General features: G+C 62.0%; 19 protein-coding genes and 1 pseudogene. 13 read left to right on the plus strand and 7 right to left on the minus strand.

The window, feature by feature from the left end; translation table 11 throughout:
- Positions 1–414: 414 nt before the first annotated feature.
- From OKW39_RS28630 to OKW39_RS28650, 5 genes and pseudogenes are all read left to right on the plus strand, one after another.
- Positions 415–1,671, plus strand: a complete 1,257-nt coding sequence (locus tag OKW39_RS28630; RefSeq protein WP_429564166.1) for a hypothetical protein — start codon at positions 415–417, stop codon at positions 1,669–1,671.
- Positions 1,672–1,966: 295 nt separating this feature from the next.
- Positions 1,967–3,493, plus strand: coding sequence for a glycosyltransferase family 39 protein (locus OKW39_RS28635; protein WP_429564167.1), 1,527 nt, complete (start codon positions 1,967–1,969; stop codon positions 3,491–3,493).
- Between the two features lie 14 nt (positions 3,494–3,507).
- Positions 3,508–3,837 (plus strand): annotated as a pseudogene (locus tag OKW39_RS28640) (UbiA family prenyltransferase); the annotation flags it as partial.
- A 113-nt stretch (positions 3,838–3,950) separates the two neighbouring features.
- Positions 3,951–4,307 (plus strand): STAS/SEC14 domain-containing protein, encoded by a 357-nt coding sequence (locus OKW39_RS28645; protein ID WP_429564168.1) that lies wholly within the window; start codon positions 3,951–3,953, stop codon positions 4,305–4,307.
- 181 nt (positions 4,308–4,488) lie between these two features.
- Positions 4,489–5,391 (plus strand): NAD-dependent epimerase/dehydratase family protein, encoded by a 903-nt coding sequence (locus tag OKW39_RS28650; RefSeq protein WP_429564169.1) that lies wholly within the window; start codon positions 4,489–4,491, stop codon positions 5,389–5,391.
- A 174-nt stretch (positions 5,392–5,565) separates the two neighbouring features.
- On the opposite strand, the gene flgM is transcribed toward OKW39_RS28650, so the two are convergent.
- Complete coding sequence (gene flgM / locus OKW39_RS28655) at positions 5,566–5,877, minus strand: flagellar biosynthesis anti-sigma factor FlgM (protein ID WP_429332700.1); 312 nt, start codon at positions 5,875–5,877, stop codon at positions 5,566–5,568.
- Positions 5,878–6,738: 861 nt separating this feature from the next.
- On the opposite strand from flgM, the gene OKW39_RS28660 reads away from it, so the two are divergent.
- Together OKW39_RS28660 and OKW39_RS28665 are read left to right on the plus strand one after the other, a co-directional pair.
- Positions 6,739–7,206: a CBS domain-containing protein gene (locus OKW39_RS28660; protein ID WP_184005654.1), complete on the plus strand. Its 468-nt coding sequence runs from the start codon at positions 6,739–6,741 to the stop codon at positions 7,204–7,206.
- Between the two features lie 31 nt (positions 7,207–7,237).
- On the plus strand, positions 7,238–9,253 hold the full coding sequence (locus OKW39_RS28665; RefSeq protein WP_187613397.1) for an acyl CoA:acetate/3-ketoacid CoA transferase: 2,016 nt from the start codon (positions 7,238–7,240) through the stop codon (positions 9,251–9,253).
- Positions 9,254–9,325: 72 nt separating this feature from the next.
- Here OKW39_RS28665 and OKW39_RS28670 read toward each other — a convergent pair whose 3' ends face one another.
- Positions 9,326–11,656, minus strand: a complete 2,331-nt coding sequence (locus OKW39_RS28670) for a filamentous hemagglutinin N-terminal domain-containing protein (protein WP_429564170.1) — start codon at positions 11,654–11,656, stop codon at positions 9,326–9,328.
- Between the two features lie 555 nt (positions 11,657–12,211).
- Between OKW39_RS28670 and OKW39_RS28675 the strand changes: the two genes are divergently transcribed.
- Positions 12,212–13,435 (plus strand): YeeE/YedE family protein, encoded by a 1,224-nt coding sequence (locus OKW39_RS28675; RefSeq protein ID WP_429332698.1) that lies wholly within the window; start codon positions 12,212–12,214, stop codon positions 13,433–13,435.
- An 18-nt stretch (positions 13,436–13,453) separates the two neighbouring features.
- Here OKW39_RS28675 and OKW39_RS28680 read toward each other — a convergent pair whose 3' ends face one another.
- Positions 13,454–14,161, minus strand: a complete 708-nt coding sequence (locus tag OKW39_RS28680; RefSeq protein WP_429564171.1) for a DUF4410 domain-containing protein — start codon at positions 14,159–14,161, stop codon at positions 13,454–13,456.
- A 281-nt stretch (positions 14,162–14,442) separates the two neighbouring features.
- On the opposite strand from OKW39_RS28680, the gene OKW39_RS28685 reads away from it, so the two are divergent.
- Entirely contained in the window at positions 14,443–16,095 is a 1,653-nt protein-coding gene (locus OKW39_RS28685; RefSeq protein ID WP_429564172.1) for an FAD-dependent oxidoreductase, read from the plus strand.
- A gap of 42 nt (positions 16,096–16,137) precedes the next feature.
- On the opposite strand, the gene OKW39_RS28690 is transcribed toward OKW39_RS28685, so the two are convergent.
- Positions 16,138–17,040, minus strand: a complete 903-nt coding sequence (locus OKW39_RS28690; RefSeq protein WP_429564173.1) for an ATP adenylyltransferase family protein — start codon at positions 17,038–17,040, stop codon at positions 16,138–16,140.
- A gap of 51 nt (positions 17,041–17,091) precedes the next feature.
- A complete protein-coding gene (locus OKW39_RS28695) occupies positions 17,092–17,577 on the minus strand; it encodes an adenosine-specific kinase (RefSeq protein ID WP_018422486.1) in 486 nt (161 codons plus the stop codon).
- Between the two features lie 414 nt (positions 17,578–17,991).
- Here OKW39_RS28695 and OKW39_RS28700 point away from each other — a divergent pair, with 414 nt between their 5' ends.
- The 3 genes from OKW39_RS28700 (at position 17,992) to OKW39_RS28710 (ending at position 20,576) form a co-directional block, all read left to right on the plus strand.
- Positions 17,992–19,299, plus strand: coding sequence for a tryptophan leader peptide (locus tag OKW39_RS28700; RefSeq protein ID WP_429564174.1), 1,308 nt, complete (start codon positions 17,992–17,994; stop codon positions 19,297–19,299).
- 68 nt (positions 19,300–19,367) lie between these two features.
- Positions 19,368–19,697, plus strand: coding sequence for a hypothetical protein (locus tag OKW39_RS28705; RefSeq protein WP_429564175.1), 330 nt, complete (start codon positions 19,368–19,370; stop codon positions 19,695–19,697).
- A 33-nt stretch (positions 19,698–19,730) separates the two neighbouring features.
- Entirely contained in the window at positions 19,731–20,576 is an 846-nt protein-coding gene (locus tag OKW39_RS28710) for a GNAT family N-acetyltransferase (protein WP_429564176.1), read from the plus strand.
- 115 nt (positions 20,577–20,691) lie between these two features.
- On the opposite strand, the gene OKW39_RS28715 is transcribed toward OKW39_RS28710, so the two are convergent.
- A complete protein-coding gene (locus OKW39_RS28715; protein ID WP_167368780.1) occupies positions 20,692–20,829 on the minus strand; it encodes a hypothetical protein in 138 nt (45 codons plus the stop codon).
- Between the two features lie 25 nt (positions 20,830–20,854).
- On the minus strand, positions 20,855–21,751 hold the full coding sequence (locus tag OKW39_RS28720) for a LysR substrate-binding domain-containing protein (RefSeq protein ID WP_429564285.1): 897 nt from the start codon (positions 21,749–21,751) through the stop codon (positions 20,855–20,857).
- Between the two features lie 179 nt (positions 21,752–21,930).
- On the opposite strand from OKW39_RS28720, the gene OKW39_RS28725 reads away from it, so the two are divergent.
- The gene (locus OKW39_RS28725) at positions 21,931–23,097 is read left to right on the plus strand and encodes a mandelate racemase/muconate lactonizing enzyme family protein (RefSeq protein ID WP_184068557.1); all 1,167 of its coding nucleotides are present in this window, start codon (positions 21,931–21,933) and stop codon (positions 23,095–23,097) included.
- Positions 23,098–23,216 lie beyond the last annotated feature (119 nt).

The raw sequence follows: 23,216 nt of genomic DNA on the forward strand, positions 1-23,216 counted from the left end.
AAACTATTGCATCGACCGGTCGAATCCGCCGCGCATGACCCGTCGGTACACGTCGCGTTCAAAGAATTGCGACTTCGAGACGCGTTATCGCGCGTCGGTCGCGATGTGTGACGGCATTGAAGTATCGGGAGACATTCCACCCTGATCTGTCAGACCGTTCGGCTCAGTATGGCATCATGAAGACGGAATTAAGCGCAGGCGGAAACGCGGCAGCATGAAAACGCTGGCACGGCGAATGCCATCGCCAACGTAAACGCCGATTTCCTGATTGACACAAAAAAACCTATATAGAATCGCAAGATGAACTCGAAGAATAGAACGGATGCAATGAAAATATTCGCATCCACCGTATGTTTAGTTTTGTTTTCTATATGGATAGTTTCTCTTCGAAAGGAAATAAACGCCGACGATGTCGTGTCATTCTCCCAAGCGAAAGATCTTATTGAGTTTGGCAGCCTGAGAGGATGGACTTACCCCGGTGCGCCATCGTTTTTTCCAGATATGTTGCTATCAATACCATTTGAAATCCTCGCTCGAACTCCGTATTTTTTTCATCTGGTGACGGCGCCCGTTCAAGTACTGATATTTGTATTTGCATGCAGCCTTCTAACATCGAAGGAACGCCCTTTCGCCCAAACATACACAAATCTAACGATATCGTTAATCGCTATCGCGGTGAGCGGCCTGCTGGTGATCGGAAAAGACTTTTATTTTCTGATGGAAACGGCTTTTAGCTTCGAACATCACGGCTTCGCAGCGGTGCTAGCCGTAATTCTATATTTTTACGTAAAAAGCCATTTGAAGCTCACCGTCCTGAACAGTGCCGTTTTGGTAATCGTGATTTTTTTGCTCGGCATATCAGATCTTTATTTCGTTCTCTGGTTTGGAGCACTGTTGGCATCAGAGGCCATATTCGGCGAGAGAAAAAAATTTCTCGCCTTTACTGTGGCCTTCTCCGCTTTGGCAATATTTATCTTTCTTGTCTCGCTTGAAATTAATTCCTCGCTGGCCATTCAGGCTAAAAATTCCGCGACCGAGGATTATGCGGATAAACTTAGAAATGTATTTCATATTGCCATAATTTTGTTTTTCATGATTTCTATTTTTATAAAAACAAAATCGTTCAAATATAGCAAATCACTGTGCGCAGCCGCCATTTTTTCGATCGCCGTGGTCTGTGCCGCCGGATTGATTCATAACACATATGAATTTCGCTATCTATCAATAACCTACGTAATTTCTGTCTGGATGTTTCATGATCTGATAGATCGCTCAATTAAGATTAAAAATGTCGTTGCCCTGACGTCGATAATATTTCTGGTCGCGCTCGTGGCAGCGCCGAAGATCCCGCAAAACGAAAACTTTCAGCGAGAAATTGATTGCCTGTCTCGCCAGGGGATAAGTGGCAGCACGGTTTATGCAGAGTATTGGCCGGCGAAGATCGTATTCGAAGGAACAAATAGAGTTTTTAACTTGATACAGCTCGATCGAGATTTAAACGAGACGAGCTGGAATTACAACTCAAGATGGAAATCACTGCACAACGACAATGGGGTCTCTTATTACCTGACCGACCATTTAAGTCATAATGCCACACAACATTTGATCGACATTAAAGGCTCTGAACTGCTTTGTGACGGAAAGATCGTTACCGTAAAAGCGCAACAGTAGGATCTGACGGTGACCGTCACACCAGGTCTCGACTTTTGCATCTTAGCCAAGCTTCTTCAAGCGCATCTGCAATTGCGGCCGAGTTGAGCGCCGCGTCAAGAGAATCGAATCTTCGGCTTGACCACACGGGTCAATTGTCGCCGCGAACGTCCTTCATCAAGGCCTTTTTGATTTGATCGGGCGCCATGGGTTGCCGGGCAGTCTGTCAGGATCGCTCTCTCCCTACGTAAGCTCATATTACAATGCCGGGCCAAAAACGCTGCCCGGTACGGCGGCGCACAGACCCAAAAGCTCAATGTCGACCCAGCTTTCGAATCCCACGTCGCTCGCCTCAGCCTCCGATAAACCTGCCGCCGCGCGCATCGCATCACTCGACTGGCTGCTCCCCTTCCACGCGCTGGTCTGGACGCTGGCCGCCTGGCTCGCGCGCGGCAATCTCGACATCCAGGGCGACATGGTCGAGACCTATGTCTGGGGCATCGAGTGGCAGGCCGGTTACGCGAAGCACCCGCCGCTTTCGTCGTGGGTCGCAGCGGCCTGGTTCAGCGTGTTCCCGCACACCGATCTCGCCTATTTCGCGCTGTCGGCGGTGAACGTGCTGGTCGGCCTGGCCGGGATCGTCGCGCTCGCCGGGCGCTTCGTGCCGCGCCAGATCGCGATCATCGCCGGGCTTGCGATGGCGGTCTCGCCGCTTTACTCGAATCTCGCCATCAAATTCAATCCGAACTCGATCCTGCTGTCGGTCTGGCCGTGGACCGCCTACTTTTTCGTCCGCTACGCGCAGCCGGGCAGCCGCCTCGCGCGCAGCGGCGCGGCGCTCGGTCTCGGGGCGTGCGCGGCGCTTGCCGTGCTGGGCAAGTACTTTACGATCGTGCTGCTGCTCGGGCTGTTGCTGGCATTGCTCGCGCGTCCCGCATGGCGTGCGCGCCTCGTCAGCGTCGATTCGCTGCTCGCGGTGGCGGCGGGAGTCGCCGTGCTGGCCCCGCACGTACACTGGATGATGGTTAATCATTTCCCGACGCTCGAGTATGCCGCGCAACGCACCGGCGGCACGCTTCTCGCCGCGGTCGGGCGCTTTGGCATCTGCACGCTCGCGCAGATCGGCTATCTCGCGCTCAGTTTCGTTTTCGTGCTGTTGATGGTGCGCACGCGCGGGGCTGCGCGGCTCATGGCGCTGAGCGTTGTTCGGAGCGCGTCGTACCCGGATCTCTGGTGGCTCGCGCTGGGGCCACTGTTCGCGGTGGGCCTGCTGTCCGTGATCGGCAAGACGCAGATGGCCTCGGTCTGGGGCATGGCGCAGTGGTTCGCAATGGTGCCGCTCTGGCTTGCAGTGCTCGTGCAAGCCCGCTTCGAGTTCGCGCCGCAGCGTGCCATACGCGTCATGGCGGTGTACTGGGCGCTGGTGCTCGCGGTATCGGCAGTGGTCGGCTACACAGGGGCGCGGCGCAATTCCGACGACGCGGCCGAGCCGCGCGCGGAACTCGCGGCAGCCGCGCAGGCGGTGTGGCACGAACGCACCAGCCAGCCGCTGTCGATCGTGGCGGGCTCGACGCATGAGGCCGCTTCGATGGTGTTCTATGACGGCGACCGCGCCCGCTTCTGGGATCTCGACTGGCCGGCGGCAACGCCCTGGCTCACATCCGCCGATTTCGCGCGCCAGGGCTCGCTGATTGTGTGCCGTGGCGACGACTCGGGCTGCATCGCGACGGCATCGTCGCTAAGCCATGCAGCGCCGATTGCGCTCGAGGTGAGCAAGACCGCATGGGGACGGGAGTTGCCTGCGCGTCCCTACCAACTGTTCGTGATCGTGCCGCAGTCGTGAGCCACGCGTCCATCATGCCGTACCGCGGCCGGCCGCTCGTCGTCGGTCTCGACGGCACGCTGTTGCGCTCCGACGTTCTGATCGAGTGCGTGTAGGCCTATCTGAAAGCCTCGCCGCTGCGCTGCTGGCAACTGCTGGTCTGGCTGCTGCATGGTGGCAAAGCGGGCCTGAAGGCGCGGCTCGCGGCCGGCCGTGCGCTCGTGCTTGCAACCGCCACGCACCAGCGTTATGCGCAGGCCATCGCGGATCGTCTGGGCTGCTTCGACGAGGTCCATGCGACCGAGGGTGAGGTCAACCTGTCGGCAAGGCGCAAGCGTGATGGCCTCGACTGCCTCTCAGGGGAAGATCGGCTCGTAACCTAACCGAGCGAGTGGAAAGAGGTACCATGAGTACGCCGTCGAACGCCAGGCTCATCCGTACCTGAGCGTGTAACGTCTCTCTGGCTAGAGATCCTGCCATGATCCTGTATCACACCGTCCCCGATTCGTCGGTCATCGAAATATCCGTCGAAGGCAAAATCACCGACCACGAACTGCGCGAAGCCATCGAGCGCATGCGTGGTGATCTTGAACTGAACGGTAAGACCCGCGTGCTCGAACGCATCGAGCATTTCAGCGGCATCGAGCCGAAGGCGCTATGGACCGACCTGACGCTCGGCGTCTCTGTCGCCCGCAAGGTCACGCGCGCCGCCGTGGTGGCCGACGCGGGCTGGATTCGCGCCTCGATGCATTTGGCCCGGTTCTTCTCGAAGGCTGAAATCAAGGCGTTCCACGTCAACGAGCTGGAACAGGCGCGAGCCTGGATCAACGCCTGAACGTCGTCTCCAGCCGGCCGCATCGGGCGGAGGCCGGCCAGTTGGAGCCGCACGACTCAACATCAGAACTGTTACTGCCGAATCAAGGACACGGAGCGCAACGATCCTATGATGGAATGAGGCCGCGCGACACGCGCGGAAAAGCGCTAAAACATGTAGGAAAACAGGAGAAGAGGAGCACATGACGAAGCGAGTGATCGTGACCGGCGGCAGCGGCCTGGCCGGAAAATGGGTAGTCCAGAACCTGGTCGAGCACGGCTACGAGGTGATGAATCTTGATCGCGTGCCGATGGCGGCGCGCACGGCGCGCACGTTGATTACGGACATCACCGATGCGGGACAGGTATTCAATGCGCTGGCATCGAGCACCGCGCCGGGAGAATTCGCCGACGACCTCGAACCAAAGCCGATCGACGCGATTGTGCATTTTGCGGCGATCCCTCGCATCATGATCACGCCCGACAACGAGGTCTACCGGATCAACGTGATGGGCACGTACAACATCCTCGACGCAGCGTCGAAGCTCGGCATCCGCAAGGTGATCGTGGCATCGAGCGAAACCACATACGGTATGGTGTTCGCGCACCGGGATCGCAGTCCAGAGTACTTCCCGCTCGACGAGGAATACCCGGTGAACCCGATGGACAGCTACGCGACGTCGAAGGTGATCAACGAAGTGACAGCGAAGGCGTTCCACGCGCGCACCGGCTCTGACATTTACTGCTTTCGTATTGGCAACGTGCTCGAACCCAACGACTACGCGAAGTTTCCGGCGTGGCTCAAGGATCCAGCACTGCGCAAGAGGATTGCGTGGAGCTATATCGACGGGCGCGATCTCGCGAGCGCGTGCCGGCTTGCCATCGAAAAGGACGGCCTCGGCTTTCAGGTCATGAATGTCGCGGCCGACGACGTGTCGTCCGACGTACCTACCGCGGAACTGCTCCGACGCTACTACCCCGGCGTGCCGCTCAAAAAGCAACTCGGCGAGTTCGAGACCCTGCTCAGCAACGAGAAGCTCAAGCGCCTTCTTGGGTGGAACCAGCAACACTACTGGCGCGACGAAGCGAAACAGGTCGTCCAGTAAGCATGGCGGGCCGGCCCCCGGCCGGCCAATCACGCCGTGCGAGTCTTCATGGACTGCCTTGCAACGACGCAGACCGGCGCAATGGCGTCGCTCCCGCAGTCGGGTGGTGGGTCTTGGGAAGAATTTTCGAACAAGCCCGCAGCGAAAATTCTCCCTGCTACGTTCAGCCGCCGGTCAGCGAGTAGTCGTTTGCAGCACGTCGCGCGCGGTGCTTAGCATGCCGTCGGCGATCTTTCCGGAATCGACCTTGTAGCTGCCGTCACGCAGGGCGGCCTTGACCGACTCGACCTTCGCCGTGTCGATATCCGAATCGCTGGACGTGTGCATCGCGGACACTGATGAGAGATTAACCGTCGAATTCTGCGCGGCGGCAGCGCTGACCTGGTGCGCGGACTCGACGGCATCCTTCGCATCGCTGTTGATCGTTGCGCGTTGCGGACCGTTCTGCGAAGCCGCGAGCGGAAAATTGCTGGATTCAATCTTCATGGTGTGTGTTCCCCACTGGTTGAGTCCTTTAACGGTTCAGCGTTTGAAATCTTCACCCTGGCGTGGGAAGCGGAACCGTATCCACGTTTCGCCGCGAGCCGCTAAGCCTTGCCGGGCGGCCACTCAAGCCGCCTGCAGCAAATTGCAACAAAGTGTGAGCAATACCACACAACGGCAATAAACTGATCGAAGCGTCGACCCGCGCCGAATCAAAGGCGCAGGTATGCTTGAGAACGCGACGCCGCACCCCATTTTGCTTGCTGTGAACAAACGTACCCGCCGCCCCTTGGAGCCTCGATGGCCCTTTCCGCCAAGTCGCGATGTCACTGGTCGCGCCTTTGGCGATCTCGTCGCGCTTCAATATTGCGGCGCAGACGTGTGGCTCTGGCGATGCCGATGCGGCGGCCATGTGACTTCCGCCCTGAAGACGGTAGAGAGCGGTGCAGTGCGTGATTGCGGCTGCCGTGAGCAGCGTAGCGTGTGGCGGTCGCGACCGGGCTCACCTGCGCTGAAGAGCGGCGAGGTTTTCGGCCAGCTGACGACCGAGCGGTACGCTGGCGATGGATTGTGGGTTTGCCGGTGCGACTGCGGTGGTGAGGCGACAGTTAGCGCCGGACGCTTGCGAATGGGCAAGGCGCGCTCGTGCGGCAGGTGCCTCGTCGCTTCGACTCACCGAGTGGCGTAGCGCCGGAACGGAAAATGTTCGTTCGACTCAGGTCAAGCGATCTACACTGCAATTCAACGAATGAGAAAAGATCGCCAGCCTTGGCTGGGTCTGGACGATCGTATTCCGATTCCGCTTTGATTTCGCTTTGATCAAGCGTAGTCCGTACATGCTCCCCTTTCTGTCTGGAGGCGGTCATGAAAAAGGAGAGAAAGACAGCACGGCAAATTCTGTCCGGGAACCCTCGGGAGGTTATCTCAGTGGGCCCCGACGACACGGTGCTGAACGCGTTGCAGTTGATGGCCGACAAGGACGTGACGACGGTGCTGGTGCTGCAGGGCAGCAATCTGGTTGGCGTGCTGTCTCAGCGCGACTACGCCCGCAAGGTCGAGGTGCTTGGCCGCAACGCCGCGAACACCAGGGTTGGCGACATCATGACCACCCAGGTGCTTTATGTGACGCCCGAGCATACCTGCGATCAATGCCTCGCGTCGATGCATACCCGGCGGATCCGGCACCTGCCTGTGATCGAATCCGGGCGCGTCATCGGCGTGCTTTCCGACAGTGACGTGCTGGAGGAACTCCTGCAGGAGGACGAGCATTTCATCAGGATTCTCGAGGACGACATGCTCCATCTGACCATTGATACCGGTGGCGCCTATTAGAAAGTCGCGCTCGAATCAGGCGAGGTGAAACGTGAGCACGCAATCAACCGCGGGGGCGCTTTCACCGGCCATCCTTTCCCGTTCGTCCGGCAAAGTGGCGTCGGCGCGCGATGCCGTGCGCCTGATCCGCGACGGCGATACGGTCGCGACGGGTGGCTTCGTCGGCATCGGCTTCGCCGAAGACATCGCCATTGCCATCGAGGAACTCTGTACGGCGCATGACGAGGATACGTTAGTCACCCTCCCAAAGCCCGCCAACCTCACGCTAGTCTATGCGGCCGGCCAGGGAGACGGCAAGGAACGCGGACTGAACCACCTGGCGACGCCGGGACTCGTCAAGCGCGTCATCGGCGGACACTGGGGCCTCGTGCCGAAGCTACAGCAGCTTGCGGTGGATAACCAGATCGAGGCGTATAACCTGCCGCAGGGCGTGATCAGCCACCTGTTTCGCGACATTGCGGCCGGAAAGCCGGGCCATCTCTCCCGGGTCGGCCTCGGCACCTTCGTCGATCCGCGCTTCGGTGGTGGCAAACTGAACGAGCGCACCACCGAGAATCTGGTCGAGTTGATGCGGATCGGCGACGAGGAATATCTGTTCTACAAGGCCTTCCCGATCAACGTCGCGATCGTGCGCGGCACCACTGCCGACCCGGAAGGCAATGTGACGATGGAGCGCGAAGCCCTGACACTGGAGGCTCTCGCGATCGCCATGGCCGCGCACAACTGCCGCGGCCTCGTGATCGTCCAGGTGGAGCGCATCGCCGAAAGCGGCTCGCTCAATCCGCGACAGGTCAAGATCCCCGGCGTGCTGGTCGATTGCGTCGTGCTGGCGCCGCCCGAGAACCACCAGCAGACCTTTGCCACACCATACAGTCCGGCGTACGCCGGCGAAATCCGGGTCCCCGCGAGCAGTGTGGCGCCGATGCCGATGAGTGAGCGCAAGGTGGTCGCGCGACGCGCGGCAATGGAACTCCAGCCAAACAGCGTGGTGAATCTCGGGATCGGCATGCCCGAAGGCATCGCCAGCGTCGCCAACGAGGAAAGGATCCTCGACCTGATGACGCTGACCACCGAGCCCGGCGTCATCGGCGGCATTCCGGCGGGAGGCTTGAACTTCGGCGCGGCGACCAATGCGCAGGCGATCATCGATCAGCCCGCCCAGTTCGATTTCTATGACGGCGGCGGGCTCGACGTCGCCTTTCTTGGCCTCGCCCAGGCCGATCGCATGGGAAACCTCAATGTGTCGAGATTCGGGCCGCGCCTGCCCGGCGCCGGAGGCTTCATCAACATTAGCCAGAATGCCAGGAAAGTCGTGTTCGTCGGCACTTTCATGGCGGGCCACAGCCAGATTTCGGTCGTCGACGGCAAGCTGCATATCCACCGTGACGGCACGGCCAGGAAATTCATCGAGGAAGTCGAGCATCGCACGTTCTCTGGCCCGTATGCGGCGGCAATGGGCAAGCCGGTCCTCTACATCACCGAGCGTTGCGTGTTCGAGCTGGGCGCCGAGGGCATGGAACTCATCGAGATTGCACCGGGCGTCGATCTGGAGCGCGATATTCTGGCCAGGATGGACTTCGCACCGATCCTGCGTTCGCCGACGCAGATGGACGAGCGGATTTTCCTGCCTGAACCGATGGGCCTGCGCTCGAATGTTTTGCGACTGCCGCTGGAAGCGCGCTTCATCTACGACGACGACAAGAACATCATGTTTCTCAATTTCGCGCGCCTCGAGGTGAAGCGTCCCGACGACATCGCGGCGATCCGGGCTCAGGTATGCCGCGTCTGCGAACCACTGGACCACAAGGTTTATGCAGTGGTGAACTACGAGGGTTTCGTGTTGGACCCCGCGCTGGAGGACGCGTACGTCGAAATGGTCGAGGATATGGTGCAGCGCTACTATGTCGGCGTAACGCGCTTCACTACCAGCGCTTTCATGCGCGCCAAGCTGGGTGGCGCCCTTACGCGGCGCGGGCTGTCACCTTATGTCTATGAGACGGAGGCGGAAGCGCAGGCCTACCTGCGCGAACAGTCGTCAAACCGCTGAATCCGGCTTGCATCGTGATCGCGGCACCGAAGGCCGAGTGCGCCCGCGCCGGGTTCTGTCGGACCCTCGATGTCAGTGCCCTGCCAGCCAGCGCAACTGAGGCCCCGGATATCCCGCGACCCACGTGCCGTTCGCGCTGAAATCCCACGTCGGACCGAAGCTCGCCGGCTCGAGCAACTGGATGTCCGTGAGTCCGCTCGAACTGGCCACCGCCGTGCCCGAACCGACACCCGCCGCCGCCCCCGACGATTGGCTGTTCCAGAACACGTTCGCCGCGATCCGGCCGCTGTTCGTGCCCGCGATACCGCCCTCCGTCGAGTTCGCGCCCGCCGTGAGCCTGGACGCGGCATACGACTCGCGGATGAAGCCCGTATTGATGCCGACAAGTCCGCCGACAGTCGCGCCGCCGTTCAGGAATTCGTAGGCATACGATCGGCCGATGACGCCATGGTTCGTGCCGACGAGTCCGCCGACCGTGCTTTGCGCACCGCCCGATGCGGGGGCGATCGCGAAAGACTGATCGATGCGGCCATCGTTGAGCCCGACCAGCCCACCGATCTGACCCACGCCGATGATGTTTACGCCCGCCCACGAGCGCTCGATGCGCCCAAAGTTCTCGCCGACCAGACCGCCGGCCACTGTGCTCGTGTTGCCCGGGGCACCGATGGCGCCCGTTGCGCCGACGTTCACCATGTATCCGTAGTTGATGCCGGCCAGCAAGCCGACCGTTTCTCCCGAGGACGTCGCGGTGCCTTCCGCGAGCGTGAAATTGCGCACGACGCCGCTCTTGCCGATCACGCCGAAGAGTCCGGTATCGGCCGCGCTTGAGAGACGCAGATCCGCGGGGAGATGCCCCATGCCGTCGAACTGACCGGTGAACGGATTCGCGGCGGTGCCGATGCCTCCGAACTCCGGCGCACCCGCGAATTCCAGCCCCCTGCTGCCCAACGCATAGTTGCCGGAGAGGTTGTTATTCACCGCGCTCAGGTCCGTCATGGAGTTGACGAGCTGATAGGCCGTGAACTGCGTGACGAGCCCAGTAAACGGCGCGGGGTGCCACGATACGTTGGTGTACACCGTGCCGGGCGTGTAGCTGCCGTTCATGTCGTACAGACCGGTGACGATGCCCATGCTTCGCGACCAGTCGACCGTGCCCTGGTTGGTCAGACTGCCGCCGTTGTCGAAACCATAGGTGTCGGCGGACAGCGTGAGCGAGCCTGTGCCCCTATTGGCGATGGTCGCCTGCGGTGCGATCGTCAGCGAGTGCGCCGCGTCGAGCGTCAGGGAGGAGGCTCCGCGCCAGCGCACGCTCGCTTCGATCGCGATGTCTCCCTCGCCGGTCGCCCCGAGCTTGCCGTCCGCGCCGTTCGCGAGCACGGAGATGGACGCGCCGTTGCTCAGACTTGCGCCGAGCGTGTTGGCGGTCGGGACGTCCGCGGTGAAGTCCCCCGTGGTGATGTTCCATGCTTTCGCCCGCACCTCCGCGCCGCCGACCTTGACGTCCTTGCCGGACATGTCAAGCGTGCCGCCGCTGCCGTCCGCGTTACGCGCGCTGATCTGCGCCCCGCGCGCATCGACGTTGCCGGAGTTGACGACGACCCCGTTGACGGTGGTGTTCGCGACGAGCCAGACGTGGCCGTCGCGCGTCGCGGTGCCGGTGGCGCGCAGGGCGCCCGAATGACCCGCGAGCGCGAAGATATTGCCGTCGGCCGCCTGCACGTTGATGATCGCCGCCCGTACCGTGCCTGAGTTCGTCACCGTGCCGCCGCTTCCCACCTCCACGAAGACTTGTTGAAAGTTGCCGTCGAAGAGCCGGACCTGACGGCCTGCGACGAGTTCGGCATTGCCGTTCGGCGCATCGATCGTCCCTGCGTTCGTGACCTTGCTGGCCGATATCAGGAACACGTCCCCACCCGACGAACTGATCTTGCCGAGATTGACTACATCCGCCGTGGAACTGCCTGTGTAAGCCGAGCCACCGAACCCGGGCGGGTTGAGAAAGACGTCGTTGGGGACGTCGAGCGTCGACGCGACGAAACGCCCTCCCGTCGACACCACGCCGCCTGGCCCGATGAGCACGCCATGCGGATTGACGAGGTAGATGCTGCCGGTGCCCTTCAGCGTGCCGTAGATCGCCGACACATCGTTACCCGTCACGCGATTGAGTGTCGCGCCCGTGCCGTTGTTGATCGACACCGTGCGGCACGATCCGATCGAAAAACTGTTCCATTCGATGATGCCGCGCGAGCCCGCTTGCGTGATGCTCATGCCGGCATCGTTCTGAGTGATGCTTCCCGAGCCGGCGACGAAATGCCCGCCTTGCGGCACGGTACCGGCCGCGTACGCGACGTGCGTCGTGGAAAGTCCGGTCAGCGAAATGACGATGGCAAATGAAATTCGCACGCTTGCATGACCGCGTTGCGATGGACGTCGCCGCAGCAGAGATGGCCTTCGAGTGCTCATACATCCCCCTTCCACGCTCGCGCGAAACGGCTGCCAACGACCCGTGGAGCCGACCGGAAACGCGTGAGTCGCCGCGTATGAAGATTAGCAGTTCGTCTCGTCGCCACTTAACGACCGTGGCTGATTTGGTCGATATTTCGGCCCGAAATGTTGTTGCGCGACCGGGACGGGATTACCGTCGCCTTCCATCTTGATAACGATTTCAATGCAAGTTTGAAATACCTTTATTACGGGAGGTTATTAAGTCACTGGTTTCAAGCGCGGTCGACCATCGTCAAGCGCCCGTGCGGCGGGCCTTGCAGCCTGGCGGCACCGCCCGCACCCGTATTTGCGATCGAGCAGCGCGAACCTTGCTGGGCAACAGCCGCAACGCGACATTTCGGTATACTCGCGAGCTTTCCCAAAAACGATTATTCGCGGCCCTCCTCCCGCGCAGCGACCGCCGTTTCATAGGCGTGCCGCCCTCGCGCGACAAGCGTGCCCGCCCCGCTCTCCATGTCCGATCTCTCCACGCCGTTCGGCGCGCCCCGCCGTCTCGTCAACATCAATCCGAAGCCGCTTTCCGTCGCGTTCGCGCTGGTCGTGCTCGGCGCGATCTATCTCGCGCAGACCGTCAGCGTGAAACAGGCCGCGCTGTACGTCCTCGGCGCGCTGCTCGGCGTCACGCTCTATCACGCCGCGTTCGGCTTCACGTCCGCATGGCGCGTGTTCATCGCCGACGGCCGCGGCGCCGGCCTGCGCGCGCAGATGCTGATGCTCGCGATCGGCGTGCTGCTGTTCTTCCCGGCGCTTTCCGCCGGCACGCTATTCGGTCATCCGGTCGTCGGTGAAGTGTCGCCCGTCGGCACGTCGGTCCTGATCGGCGCGTTCATGTTCGGCATCGGCATGCAGCTCGGCGGCGGCTGCGCCTCCGGCACGCTGTATACGGTCGGCGGCGGCAGCACACGGATGGTGGTCACGCTGATCGCGTTCATCATCGGCTCGGTGATCGGCACCGCGCACATGCCGTTCTGGTCCGCGCTGCCGCATCTGCCGCCGATCTCGCTCGTGCAGACGCTCGGCGTCGGCCCGGCGATCGCGCTGAACCTCGTGGTGTTCGCGGCCATCGCCGCGCTGACCGTGCTGATCGAAAAGCGCCGTCACGGCCGTCTCGTCAGCGGCGTGGAGCGCGCCCCGAACGCATCGCCGTGGCTGCATGGACCGTGGCCGCTCCTCACCGGCGGCGTCGTGCTCGCGATCCTCAACTTCGTGACGCTCGCGCTGTCGGGCCATCCGTGGGGCATCACGTCGGCGTTCGCGCTGTGGGGCGCGAAGGCGTTCTCCGCGATGGGCGTCGACGTCGCGAGCTGGCATGTGTGGAGCACCGGCCCGAACGCGGCCGCCCTTGCCGCACCGATCAGCCACGACGCGAAGTCGGTCATGGACATCGGCATCGTGATCGGCGCGATGGTTGCCGCTTCGCTGGCCGGCCGCTATGCGCCGGTGTGGCGTCTGCCGCTGCGCTCGCTGATCGCGGCGATCGTCGGCGGACTGATTCTCGGCTACGGCGCGCGCCTCGCGTACGGCTGCAATATCGGCGCGTACTTCAGCGGCATCGTGTCGGGCAGCCTGCACGGCTGGCTGTGGCTCGTCTCGGCATTTTTCGGCAACGTGGTCGGCACGAAGCTGCGTCCGGTGTTCGGCCTCGCGGTCGAGCGCGTCAAGCGGACGGGCTGCTGAGCGGGCGGCTTCGGCCGCCTATCGGGCGGGGGCTGCGCTGCCGGCCTCCCTTGCACCCGTCTGAAGCCGTCGCGCGAGTTCGTCAGCGATCTGCTCCGCGCTTTTCCTGACCGCCGTCTTTTCATCGCGGCCCGACAGCACGACCTTCGCGGCGATCACGTACGGGTTGAGCTTGATCACGGCGCCCGGCATATCCCTGCTCGCCCCCTCTTCAACAGTTTCATAGAGCGGCGGTAACTCCGGCGTAGCCAGGTTATCGCAGGAAACCGCGACCTGAAACTGGCTTTGGCCCGCGCCCATACCCACCATCGCGCGACGCAGCCGATTACCCTCATCGACACTGAGAAAAACGCCGCGGACCTGCCAGCCGTCGTGGGGCAGCGGTTCACCCGGCGTGACGCGGCGCGCGTCTACTCCGGCCTTCTTCAGATCGTCCGTCAGAGATTGCGCCATCAGCGCAACCATGTCTCGCGCACGCGCCTGCGGATCCTGCTGCTGACGCACCGGGCCCTCAGGCACCAGATTGCCCAGGATGCCTCGCGCGCGGTGGCCTGGCCCGCTGTCAGGGGCGATGTTCGCGGCGTCGAGATCGAAATCGGAGACATAGACGACCGGCGGCGCGACAGGAGCCGCGAGCGCCGCCGACGAATCCGCGGCCAGACATCCTTGCGCGCTGGCACACACGTACGTCGCCAGACATACCATTCGCACCCATCGCAACACCATTGCGCACCTCCACGCTGATCGCCTGATACTGGTTGCATGGCAGCGACGAAATACGGCATTCATATCGCGGCCGTTCATCCAGCTTAGGTCTTTCAGAAGCGCACCCATGGCTCGATCGTCTGCATCGCGATCTGAAAATCCTATACTGGGTCGGTGCGGTTGCTGACTTCGCGCTTTGTCTGCGCATCCGTTTGCGCGAGTCCAATCGTCCGACATGACGCATCTGAAACCCGGTGCACCGCGCGTTGCGTCATCTGCCTGACAAAACGGAAAACCAAACCATGCTGACGATCGACGACATCCGCGCCGTGCCGCTGTTCTCGACCCTCCCCGACAGCGAACTGGAAATCCTCGTGCACGCGTGCGCCGACCTGCATCTATGCGCGGGCGAGTTCGCGGTCCATGAAGGCGGCGAGCGCGCGTTATACGCCGTGCTGTCGGGCAAGATGGAAGTCATCAAGACGTTCGACGGCATCGAGCGAACCTTGGGCTGGCGTCTGCCCGGCACGATCTTCGGCGAAGTGCCGCTCGCGCTGAGCTCACCGTTTCCGGGCGCGTATCGAGCGGCCGAGCCTTCGCGCGTGATGCGGGTCGACGCGCCGCAATACTATGCGCTCGCGGCGGCGTCGCCCGACGTGGCGTTCAAGATGGGCGCGCTCGCGCGCGAACGCATCGGCGGGCTGCAAAGCCTTTCCGCCGAGCCGCCGAAGGCGCGTGTGACGATCGTGGGCAACCGTTGGGACAATGCGTGCACGCTGCTGCGTCAGTTCCTCGCGCGCAATCAGATCAGCGTCGACTGGCTGGCTCCGGATGCGCCCGAATTGGCCGCGCGCTGGCCTGGCACGTGTCCGACGCAAGGCGAGTGCCCCGCGTTGCGCCTCGTCGACGGCACGGTGCTGAGGCAGCCCGCGACCCGCGAGCTTGCCGGACTGCTCGGCCTCCAGACGCAGCCGCGTCTGGCCGCATACGACACGGCGATCATCGGCGGCGGCCCCGCGGGGCTGGCTGCCGCGGTATACGGCGCGTCGGAAGGTCTGCGCACGCTGGTGCTCGAGCGCGAGGCGCCGGGCGGACAGGCGGGCACGTCCTCGCGCATCGAAAATTATCTCGGCTTTCCCAATGGCGTTTCCGGCGACGAACTCGCGAACCGCGCGCTGCAACAGGCACGGCGGCTCGGCGCGGAGATCCTCGTGACGCGCTCGGTCGAGCGCATCGATGTGCGGGCGCGGCGGATTCATCTCGACGGCGGCGACGCCGTGCACGCTCGAACCATCATTCTCGCGACGGGCGTCACGTGGCGGCGGCTCGCGATCGACGGCTTCGACCGCTTTATCGGCAAGGGGATTTACTACGGCGCGGCGCGCAGCGAAGCGAGCGCGACGCACGGCCTCGATGTCCATCTGATCGGCGGCGGCAATTCGGCCGGCCAGGCGGCGTTGTACTTCGCCAATCATGCGCGCAGCGTGACGCTCGTCGTGCGCGGCGATTCGCTCGAAAAGGGCATGTCGCGCTATCTCGTCGAACAGCTAGCGGGAAAATCGAATGTCGCGGTGCGGCTGCGCTCGGAAGTCGTCGGCGCGCATGGCGATACGCATCTGACGGCCATCACCGTTCGCGATTCGACGAGCGACGCAGTGAGCCGACACGACTGCGGCGGTCTGTTCGTCTTCATCGGAGCGGATGCGCAGACGGAGTGGCTGCCGCCCGAAATCGCGCGCGATGTGCGCGGCTACGTTCTGACCGGCGATGACGTCGTCAAGGCCGGACGCTGGTCGCATCAGCGCGATCCTTATCTGCTCGAATCGAGCGTGGCTGGCGTGTTCGCGTGCGGAGACGTGAGACTGAGTCCTGTGAAGCGCGTCGCTTCGGCCGTCGGCGAGGGCAGCATGGCGATTGCTTTCGCGCACAGGTATTTGCAGTCGGACGGAGCTTGAGTTCGTCGCGTGAGTCTGCTGCGCGATCGGGTTGCGCGGCCGCTATGTATTCGCAGGCAGCGCGACGCGTTCCAATACCCTCATCGGGCCGAGCCTTTCGATCACATCCAGTTGAGCCGCATCGCGCACGAACAGCGAACCCGCGAAGCCGAGTGCGTTGACCGACACGCCTTCGACTCGCTCTTGCGATCTCGGCACGAGCAACATCCAGCGCCGCGTGACCAGCAGGTTGTAGGGCGTCGCATGACAGCAGGCACGGTCGATTTCGAGCGCGCCGATATCCGCCGCTTCGAGCAGCGTGCGATAGCGGGAAAGCGCCAGCTTCGGCGCATCCGCGCGAGCCAGATCATCGGCGTGAAAGCGTGCGAACGCATGCCGAAACGGCAGATCCGGCATGCCGTTCTCCGCACCGAGCAAGGGCTCGACCGGCACGGACGGATCGGCTTCCCCGAGCGGCAGCGGCACGATCTGCAGGTGCTTGTGCGGCTGGCTCGCGCCCGCCTGCGTGCCGGCGTTGTAAAAGCCGATGCCGTCGAATTCGGCCATGCACGCGAGCAGCGCTTCGAAATCGGCAAGATCGAGCAGCGCTTCCTGCGGTTCGAATTCGCGCGTGACGATCAGCAGATGATGATCGATCACGTTGAACTTGTTCAGCAACGCGAGGTGAGTATCGGAGATGTCGGCGACGAACAGATCCGGCTCATAGGGAAGAAATGGGTTCGCCTGAGGGTGCTTTGCCGTCTGCAGCTTGCGCGCTTGCTCGCGTTGCTGTTCCTTGCGCGTCAGGCTCGACACCCGACGCACGAGAAAGCGGATGCCGCCGCTGTCGATCACGGACTGTTGCGTGTCGATCGGTCGCAGCGCGCCGCAGCGCAGCGCATGTCCGGTCTGTCGCACAATGGCGGGCCACAGCGTGCCCGGAATCAGGCGTCGTTGCCGTTCCATAGGATGTCGGCAGGCGTGGCGGCGCGCGTAAAGCGGGTGAACGCGCAGCCGCTACAACTTGTAGCCTATCGTGCGCAAAAGATCCTTGCGCCATTGAATGTCCTCCGCGCTTTCCGTGCCGACAGGCGAAAAACCATCGACCACGCCGACGATGCCTCGCCCCTGATCTGTTTCAGCGATCAGCACTTCGACGGGATTCGCCGTTGCGCAGAAGATGCGGCAGACCTCCGGCACGGCCTTGATCGTGTTCAGCACGTTGACGGGGAAAAAGCCGTCGCCCAGAAACACGAAGAAGCTATGGCCCGCGCCGACGTTGGTTGCGTTCTGGCATGCCATCTCGACGAGGCTTTCGTCGGTGCCGGAGCGCCGCACGAGGCGCTTGCCGGAAGCCTCGCAAAACGCGAGACCGAACTTGATGCCGGGCACCGTGCCGACCATCGCTTCGTGAATATCCTCGACAGATTTGATGAAGTGGCTTTGCCCGAGAATGAAGTTGGTCGCTTCGGGCTTGACGACCTTGACGGCGGACAATTGCATGGTGGACCTCGCTCCATTGCGGCAATACGCCGATGAAAACACGTCGAACACGGGCCAACGCGACCGGGGATGGTTCGCGCGTCAGCCGGTCTTCGTCGATCCGGCTTCTAGCCTAGTACTAACCGCGCGTGAGCGAAACCTCGACCGACCACGAGCCGCGGGATTCGAACGCGCCCGGACACCGCTTCCGGGTCGCGCCAGTCCAGGATCGAGCAGGCAGAGAAAGCCTGACTTATGGCGGCACTGATCGACCAAAAGCCGATTCATCCTCATAGCGTTTTGACCCGCTTTAAACCCCCATCGCACCGCGACAACCTCTCCGGGTCAACAAGGTCAACCGCCGGTTTACGCCCCCGACCGAGTGTGCAAGTATCTTCACCAAGCCGCATCCCGCACACTCTTGCGAGGTTCACGATGGCCTGGAAACTTTGGAAGACCGAGAAGCGGTACGACGAGACGCGAAGCTGGCCGAGCGGCACGCATGAGTCGTTGAAGCAGCTTCTGGATATGTACCTGAGCAGCGACTCGCCACCGTTTGCAAACTGGGCCGCGCCTGGAATTACTTTTGCGCCCGAAATCGAAACGCTCGCGCGAAACGGCGTCCGGGGGTATCAGCTTGCCCTCTGGTTGTGGCTTTTCGCCGAGAAGCACGGCACGATCGCGGCAAAAATGGTGCGTGAGTCTTTGTGCCTGCTCGCCGACGCGATGCAACCGTCGGCCGGCGACAAGATCGACTCGCTCCTCGACCTCGAAAACCGCCTCGCGCATTCTGTCGAGGACCTTTCCGCTCAACAGCGCACCTTCCGACTGGAGGGTCTGTCCGTCGAGCTACCCATGGAGTTTTTCCTCGCTACTGCTTTCCTCAGGCTCGCACCGGACTCGCCTTATGCCGGGAACGAAGGCACCGACCTGCAAGGCAACGACTTCAAACTGGCCGACTGTTTTCAGCATGCAACCGAAGAGGGGCTGGCGGTATTCCGGCCCATGATAGACGCGGTCGACTTCGACGCGAAATCGCTGCCCAACTGGAGATGGAGCGCTCATCCCGGCGCCGCCGAGCGACACCTGCAACGCCGCCACAAGAATCCCCTGTTCGCCCTTCATCGCCAGATGGTGACGGCTCACGAGGTCTATGAGGCGCGGCTTGCCGACGCTCGGGCCATCGAGGACATCAGGACCGAGCTCAATGAGACCAGCCGGTCGTTCTCCGAGACGACCGAATTGCCCTTGAACTGGCAGCCCTTCCTCGAAGGATACCGGGACCACGTCGACAGGCTCGACGAACGCCGGCTCGTCGTTGGCGGACAGAGCACGTCGCTCGGCAACGCAATTGCAGCGTTGCGCGCCGACATACTTGCGACCTGGCGCGCTTCGATTCACAAGAACCGGCACAGTCTCGCGACTCTGGAGCAGGAAGAAGCGAAACGGGCTGAGCGACGGACGCTGCTGTATGGATGCGAGTGGACGGCCCAGCTTTTGAGCCACGGGTCGCTGATCCCGGCGGAAGAGGTGGTTCCCGCCCTGCTAAGCGAGCCCCCCTCCGAGCTGGAAAAGGTGGTGACCGGTTTGCGGGGCGAACCGCGACTGCATGAGACGCTTGCGCAGTGTTGTGCAACTGCGCATCGGCTTGTGAACGAGCTTCGCGCGGCTGGCCATCAGCTTCCCGACATCGACGACAAGCTTCGCATTCTGGATGGTGCGCCCGGCCAGTTGCCGGTCTGATCGTCTTCGAGGTGTGCCATGTCCTGTTACCTATTTGGATGCCACGCCCGACCCACAAAAGGCCACTTATGAACTCTTCCTCTCGCGACCCGCTCGATGTAGCGACCGAGGCAGTATCTACGCTTTCAGAGTACCTGGAGCTTTCGCTAGACAAAGGAAAGAGCCTGATTTTTGTGCTCTCTCAAGGCGAAAATTGCGAAGTCTACCTTGGTGATCCTGGCGAGCCAGACGCGGACTGGACAAGCTGCGCGGCCATTCCGAACAAGCTGGTTCACGCGCTTCTGGAGACCACGCGGTCAGGATTGAACCAATTGGTCATTGAAGGACAGGCCTACCGCTTCGCTCGGACCTTCGCGCAAGTTGCCGAGCAGGGCGCTGTCGTCTTCACACCTGCGTAGACGTTGTAGCCAATCAAGTTGATGCATTTGATCATGGATGATCGTGACGATTTCCTTGTGCGCAACATGGCGTTCCGCGAGGTCGATCTGGCGGTCGAATGGGCTGCGGCAGAGGGGTGGAATCCGGGCCTCGACGACGCGAGGTGCTTCTGGAATGCGGACCCCAACGGCTTTTTCGTCGGTACCTGGCGCGGGGAGCCGGTGGCATGTATCTCGGCGGTCGCCTACGATGAGCGCTTCGGTTTCATTGGCCTCTACATCGTCAAGCCGGCGTTTCGCGCCAGGGGTTTCGGTCTGCGCACCTGGCAGCACGCGATGCGCTATCTGGGAGATCGTACGATCGGCCTCGATGGTGTCGTTGCCCAGCAGCAGAACTATAAAAAATCCGGCTTCCAACTCGCCTATCGCAACATCCGCTTCCAGGGCGTCGTGCAAGCTGCGTCGACGCCAAACCTGACGAACGCGCGGGAGGTACCCTTCGCGCAACTGGTTGCCTACGACAGCGCATGTTTTTCGACCGCCCGTCCCCGCTTCCTGGCGGACTGGATCGCGCAACCACAGGCGCTGGCCCTGGCGGCTGTGCGCAATGCTCAGATAAGGGGGTACGGCGTGCTGCGCCGTTGCGGGACCGGCTACAAGATCGGTCCGCTCTTTGCCGACGACGCACGGATTGCCACCGATCTGTTCGACGGACTGGTCGCGAGCGTCGCAGGCGAAGTCATCGCGCTCGACGTGCCGGAGGTCAACGCGGCCGCCGTAGCGCTCGCTGAACGCTACGGCATGGTTAGCGCGTTCGAAACGGCGCGAATGTACACTCGCGCCCCGCCGGCCATTCCCGTGCAACGCGTGTTCGGGGTGAGTTCGTTCGAACTAGGTTGACTGCAAAGATCGAGCCGCTGGAAACAAATCGGTCGGTGATGCGCCAGATCTCCACTACGATCCGTAGCGGTCCGCCCCGAAAGGGAACGATCATCGAGCGACCGTAAGCGACGACTCACGCTTCAATCTTCACTTCGTCGCGCGAAGGCTTGGTACGAACGCTCAGATAGCCGACGGTCTTGCCGCTTTCAATCACCGGTGTGACGTTCGCGCATACCCAGTAATGGTCGCCATTCTTGCGGCGGTTTTTCACGAGCGCTGTCCTCGCGACATGAACGTCACTTTCGCGAGACCCACTTCTTCCTTTCCGGAACTTCGACGGTGGCGTCGACCGGTGTGAACGGTGCGTGAAAATGATCGACGAGGAAGTCGATGAAGGCGCGCGCCCGCGCGGTCTGATTGCGCTGCCTGGGGTAATAGACGAACAGGTCCGCGGACGGCAGCACGGTGTTCGGCAGCACCAGCTTAAGGCGCCCGCTCTGTACATACTTGGCCAGATCCCATTCAGAGCGAATCAGAATCCCATGACCGTCGAGCGCCCACCGAAGGACAATGTCGCCGTCATTGCTCGATAGCGCGCCTTTCACCTTGATCGCCTCGATGTGGTCGTTCACGATGTAGCGCCACACGCCATAAGCGTCATCGTTCTGCCGATGAATGATGCAGCGATGCTGGAGCAGGTCCTCCACCCGCTCGGGCGTTCCAAAACGTTCCAGATATTTCGGGGACGCGCAAAGAAAACGGCGATTGCTCATGATGCGCCTCGCGCTCAGGCGACTGTCGGGTAGCTCGCCGAACCGTATCGCCATGTCGAAGGCCCCTTCGACGAGATCGACCGGCCGGTCTGTCACCTCGAACTGAACTTCGACATTCGGAAAACGCTTTGCGAAGTCGGAGACGAGCGGTGCGATGGTGGTCCTGCCAAAACCGAGCGTCGCGTTGATGCGCAACGGCCCATGCGGATCGCGTCTGGCGCCGGATATGGCCTCCTCCATCTCTCGGACCTGCCCGACGATCTGGGACGCGTAGCGCAGATAGGTCTCGCCCTCGGGTGTCAGGCTGACGCTGCGCGTGGTCCGGTTGACCAGACGCGCGCCGAGCCGCTGCTCGATGATCCCCAGCCGCTTGGTCGCCGCTGGCGGACTCAGATCGAGCGCCCGGGCGGCGCCGGACATGCTCCTGAGTTTCGCCAGGAGAATGAAGAACTCAAAGTCGGATGCGGGAGCAGTACTCACTTTTGGTGAAATATGTAGTGAACGTAAGTGAATTCTAGCAAGCTCTTTCGCGGCTAAGCTAAGCACCACATTGAAGCCGGTGTGGCTCAATAACTGTTCAACTCTCTGGAGACAGTGGCGTGAGAATCGTTGAAATCCGCGAAAAAACCGTTCCGATCAGTTCCCCGATCCGGAACGCCTACATCGACTTCAGCAAAATGACCTTGAGTCTCGTCGCGGTCGTCACGGACGTCATTCGCGACGGCAAGCCGGTGATCGGCTACGGCTTCAACTCGAACGGCCGTTACGGTCAGGGCAAGCTGATGCGCGAGCGCTTCATCCCGCGCCTGCTCGAGGCCGCCCCTGCCTCGCTGGTCGACGACTCCGGCGACAACCTCGATCCCCACAAGATCTGGGCGACGATGTTCATCAACGAGAAGCCCGGTGGCCACGGTGAGCGGTCCGTCGCCATCGGCACGATCGACATGGCCGTCTGGGACGCGGTGGCGAAGATCGCGGGCAAACCGCTGTTTCAGCTCCTCGCGCAACGGTACGGCAATGGCGAGGCCAACCGCAAGATCTTCGTCTACGCGGCGGGCGGCTACTACTATCCGGGCCAGGACCACGAAAAGCTCAAGGATGAGATGCGCAGCTACATCGACCGAGGCTACACGGTCGTGAAGAAGAAAATCGGCGGTGCCTCGCTCGACGAAGACCTGCGACGCATCGACTCGATCCTCAGCGTGCTGCAGGACGGCCAGAAGCTCGCGGTCGATGCCAATGGCCGCTTCGACCTCGATACGGCGATCAGGTATGCGAAGGCCCTGTCGCAGTACGACCTGTTCTGGTACGAAGAGGCGGGCGACCCGCTCGACTTCGAGTTGCAGGCGACGCTGCGCAACTACTATGACAAGCCGATGGCAACTGGCGAAAACCTGTTCTCGATGCAGGATGCTCGCAACCTGATCCGCTACGGCGGCATGCGCCCCGATCGCGACTGGCTGCAATTCGATTGCGCGTTGAGCTACGGCCTCGTTGAATATCTGCGAACGCTCGACATGCTGCACCAGCATGGCTGGTCGCGCAGCCGTTGTATTCCCCACGGCGGGCACCAGATGTCGCTGAACATCGCGGCGGGCCTCGGACTTGGCGGCAACGAATCGTACCCGGACCTGTTCCAGCCATACGGCGGCTTCCCCGACGGCGTTCGTGTCGATAACGGATACATCACGATGCCGGAGCTGCCCGGCATCGGCTTCGAAGGCAAATCCGACCTCATCGCCGAGATGCGCAAGTTGGCTGAATAACGCGCGCGCGCAACGGCACCGACCAATATTCCCGGTTGAATGGCTCATATAAAGACGGAACGAAGCCGGCTCAATGCGGCCTTTCCACGCTGCTGCGTGGGAGGGCCGCATTTTCCCTT

The sequence above is a fragment of the Paraburkholderia sp. MM6662-R1 genome (assembly GCF_050436245.1).
Classification (GTDB): Bacteria; Pseudomonadota; Gammaproteobacteria; order Burkholderiales; family Burkholderiaceae; genus Paraburkholderia; species Paraburkholderia tuberum.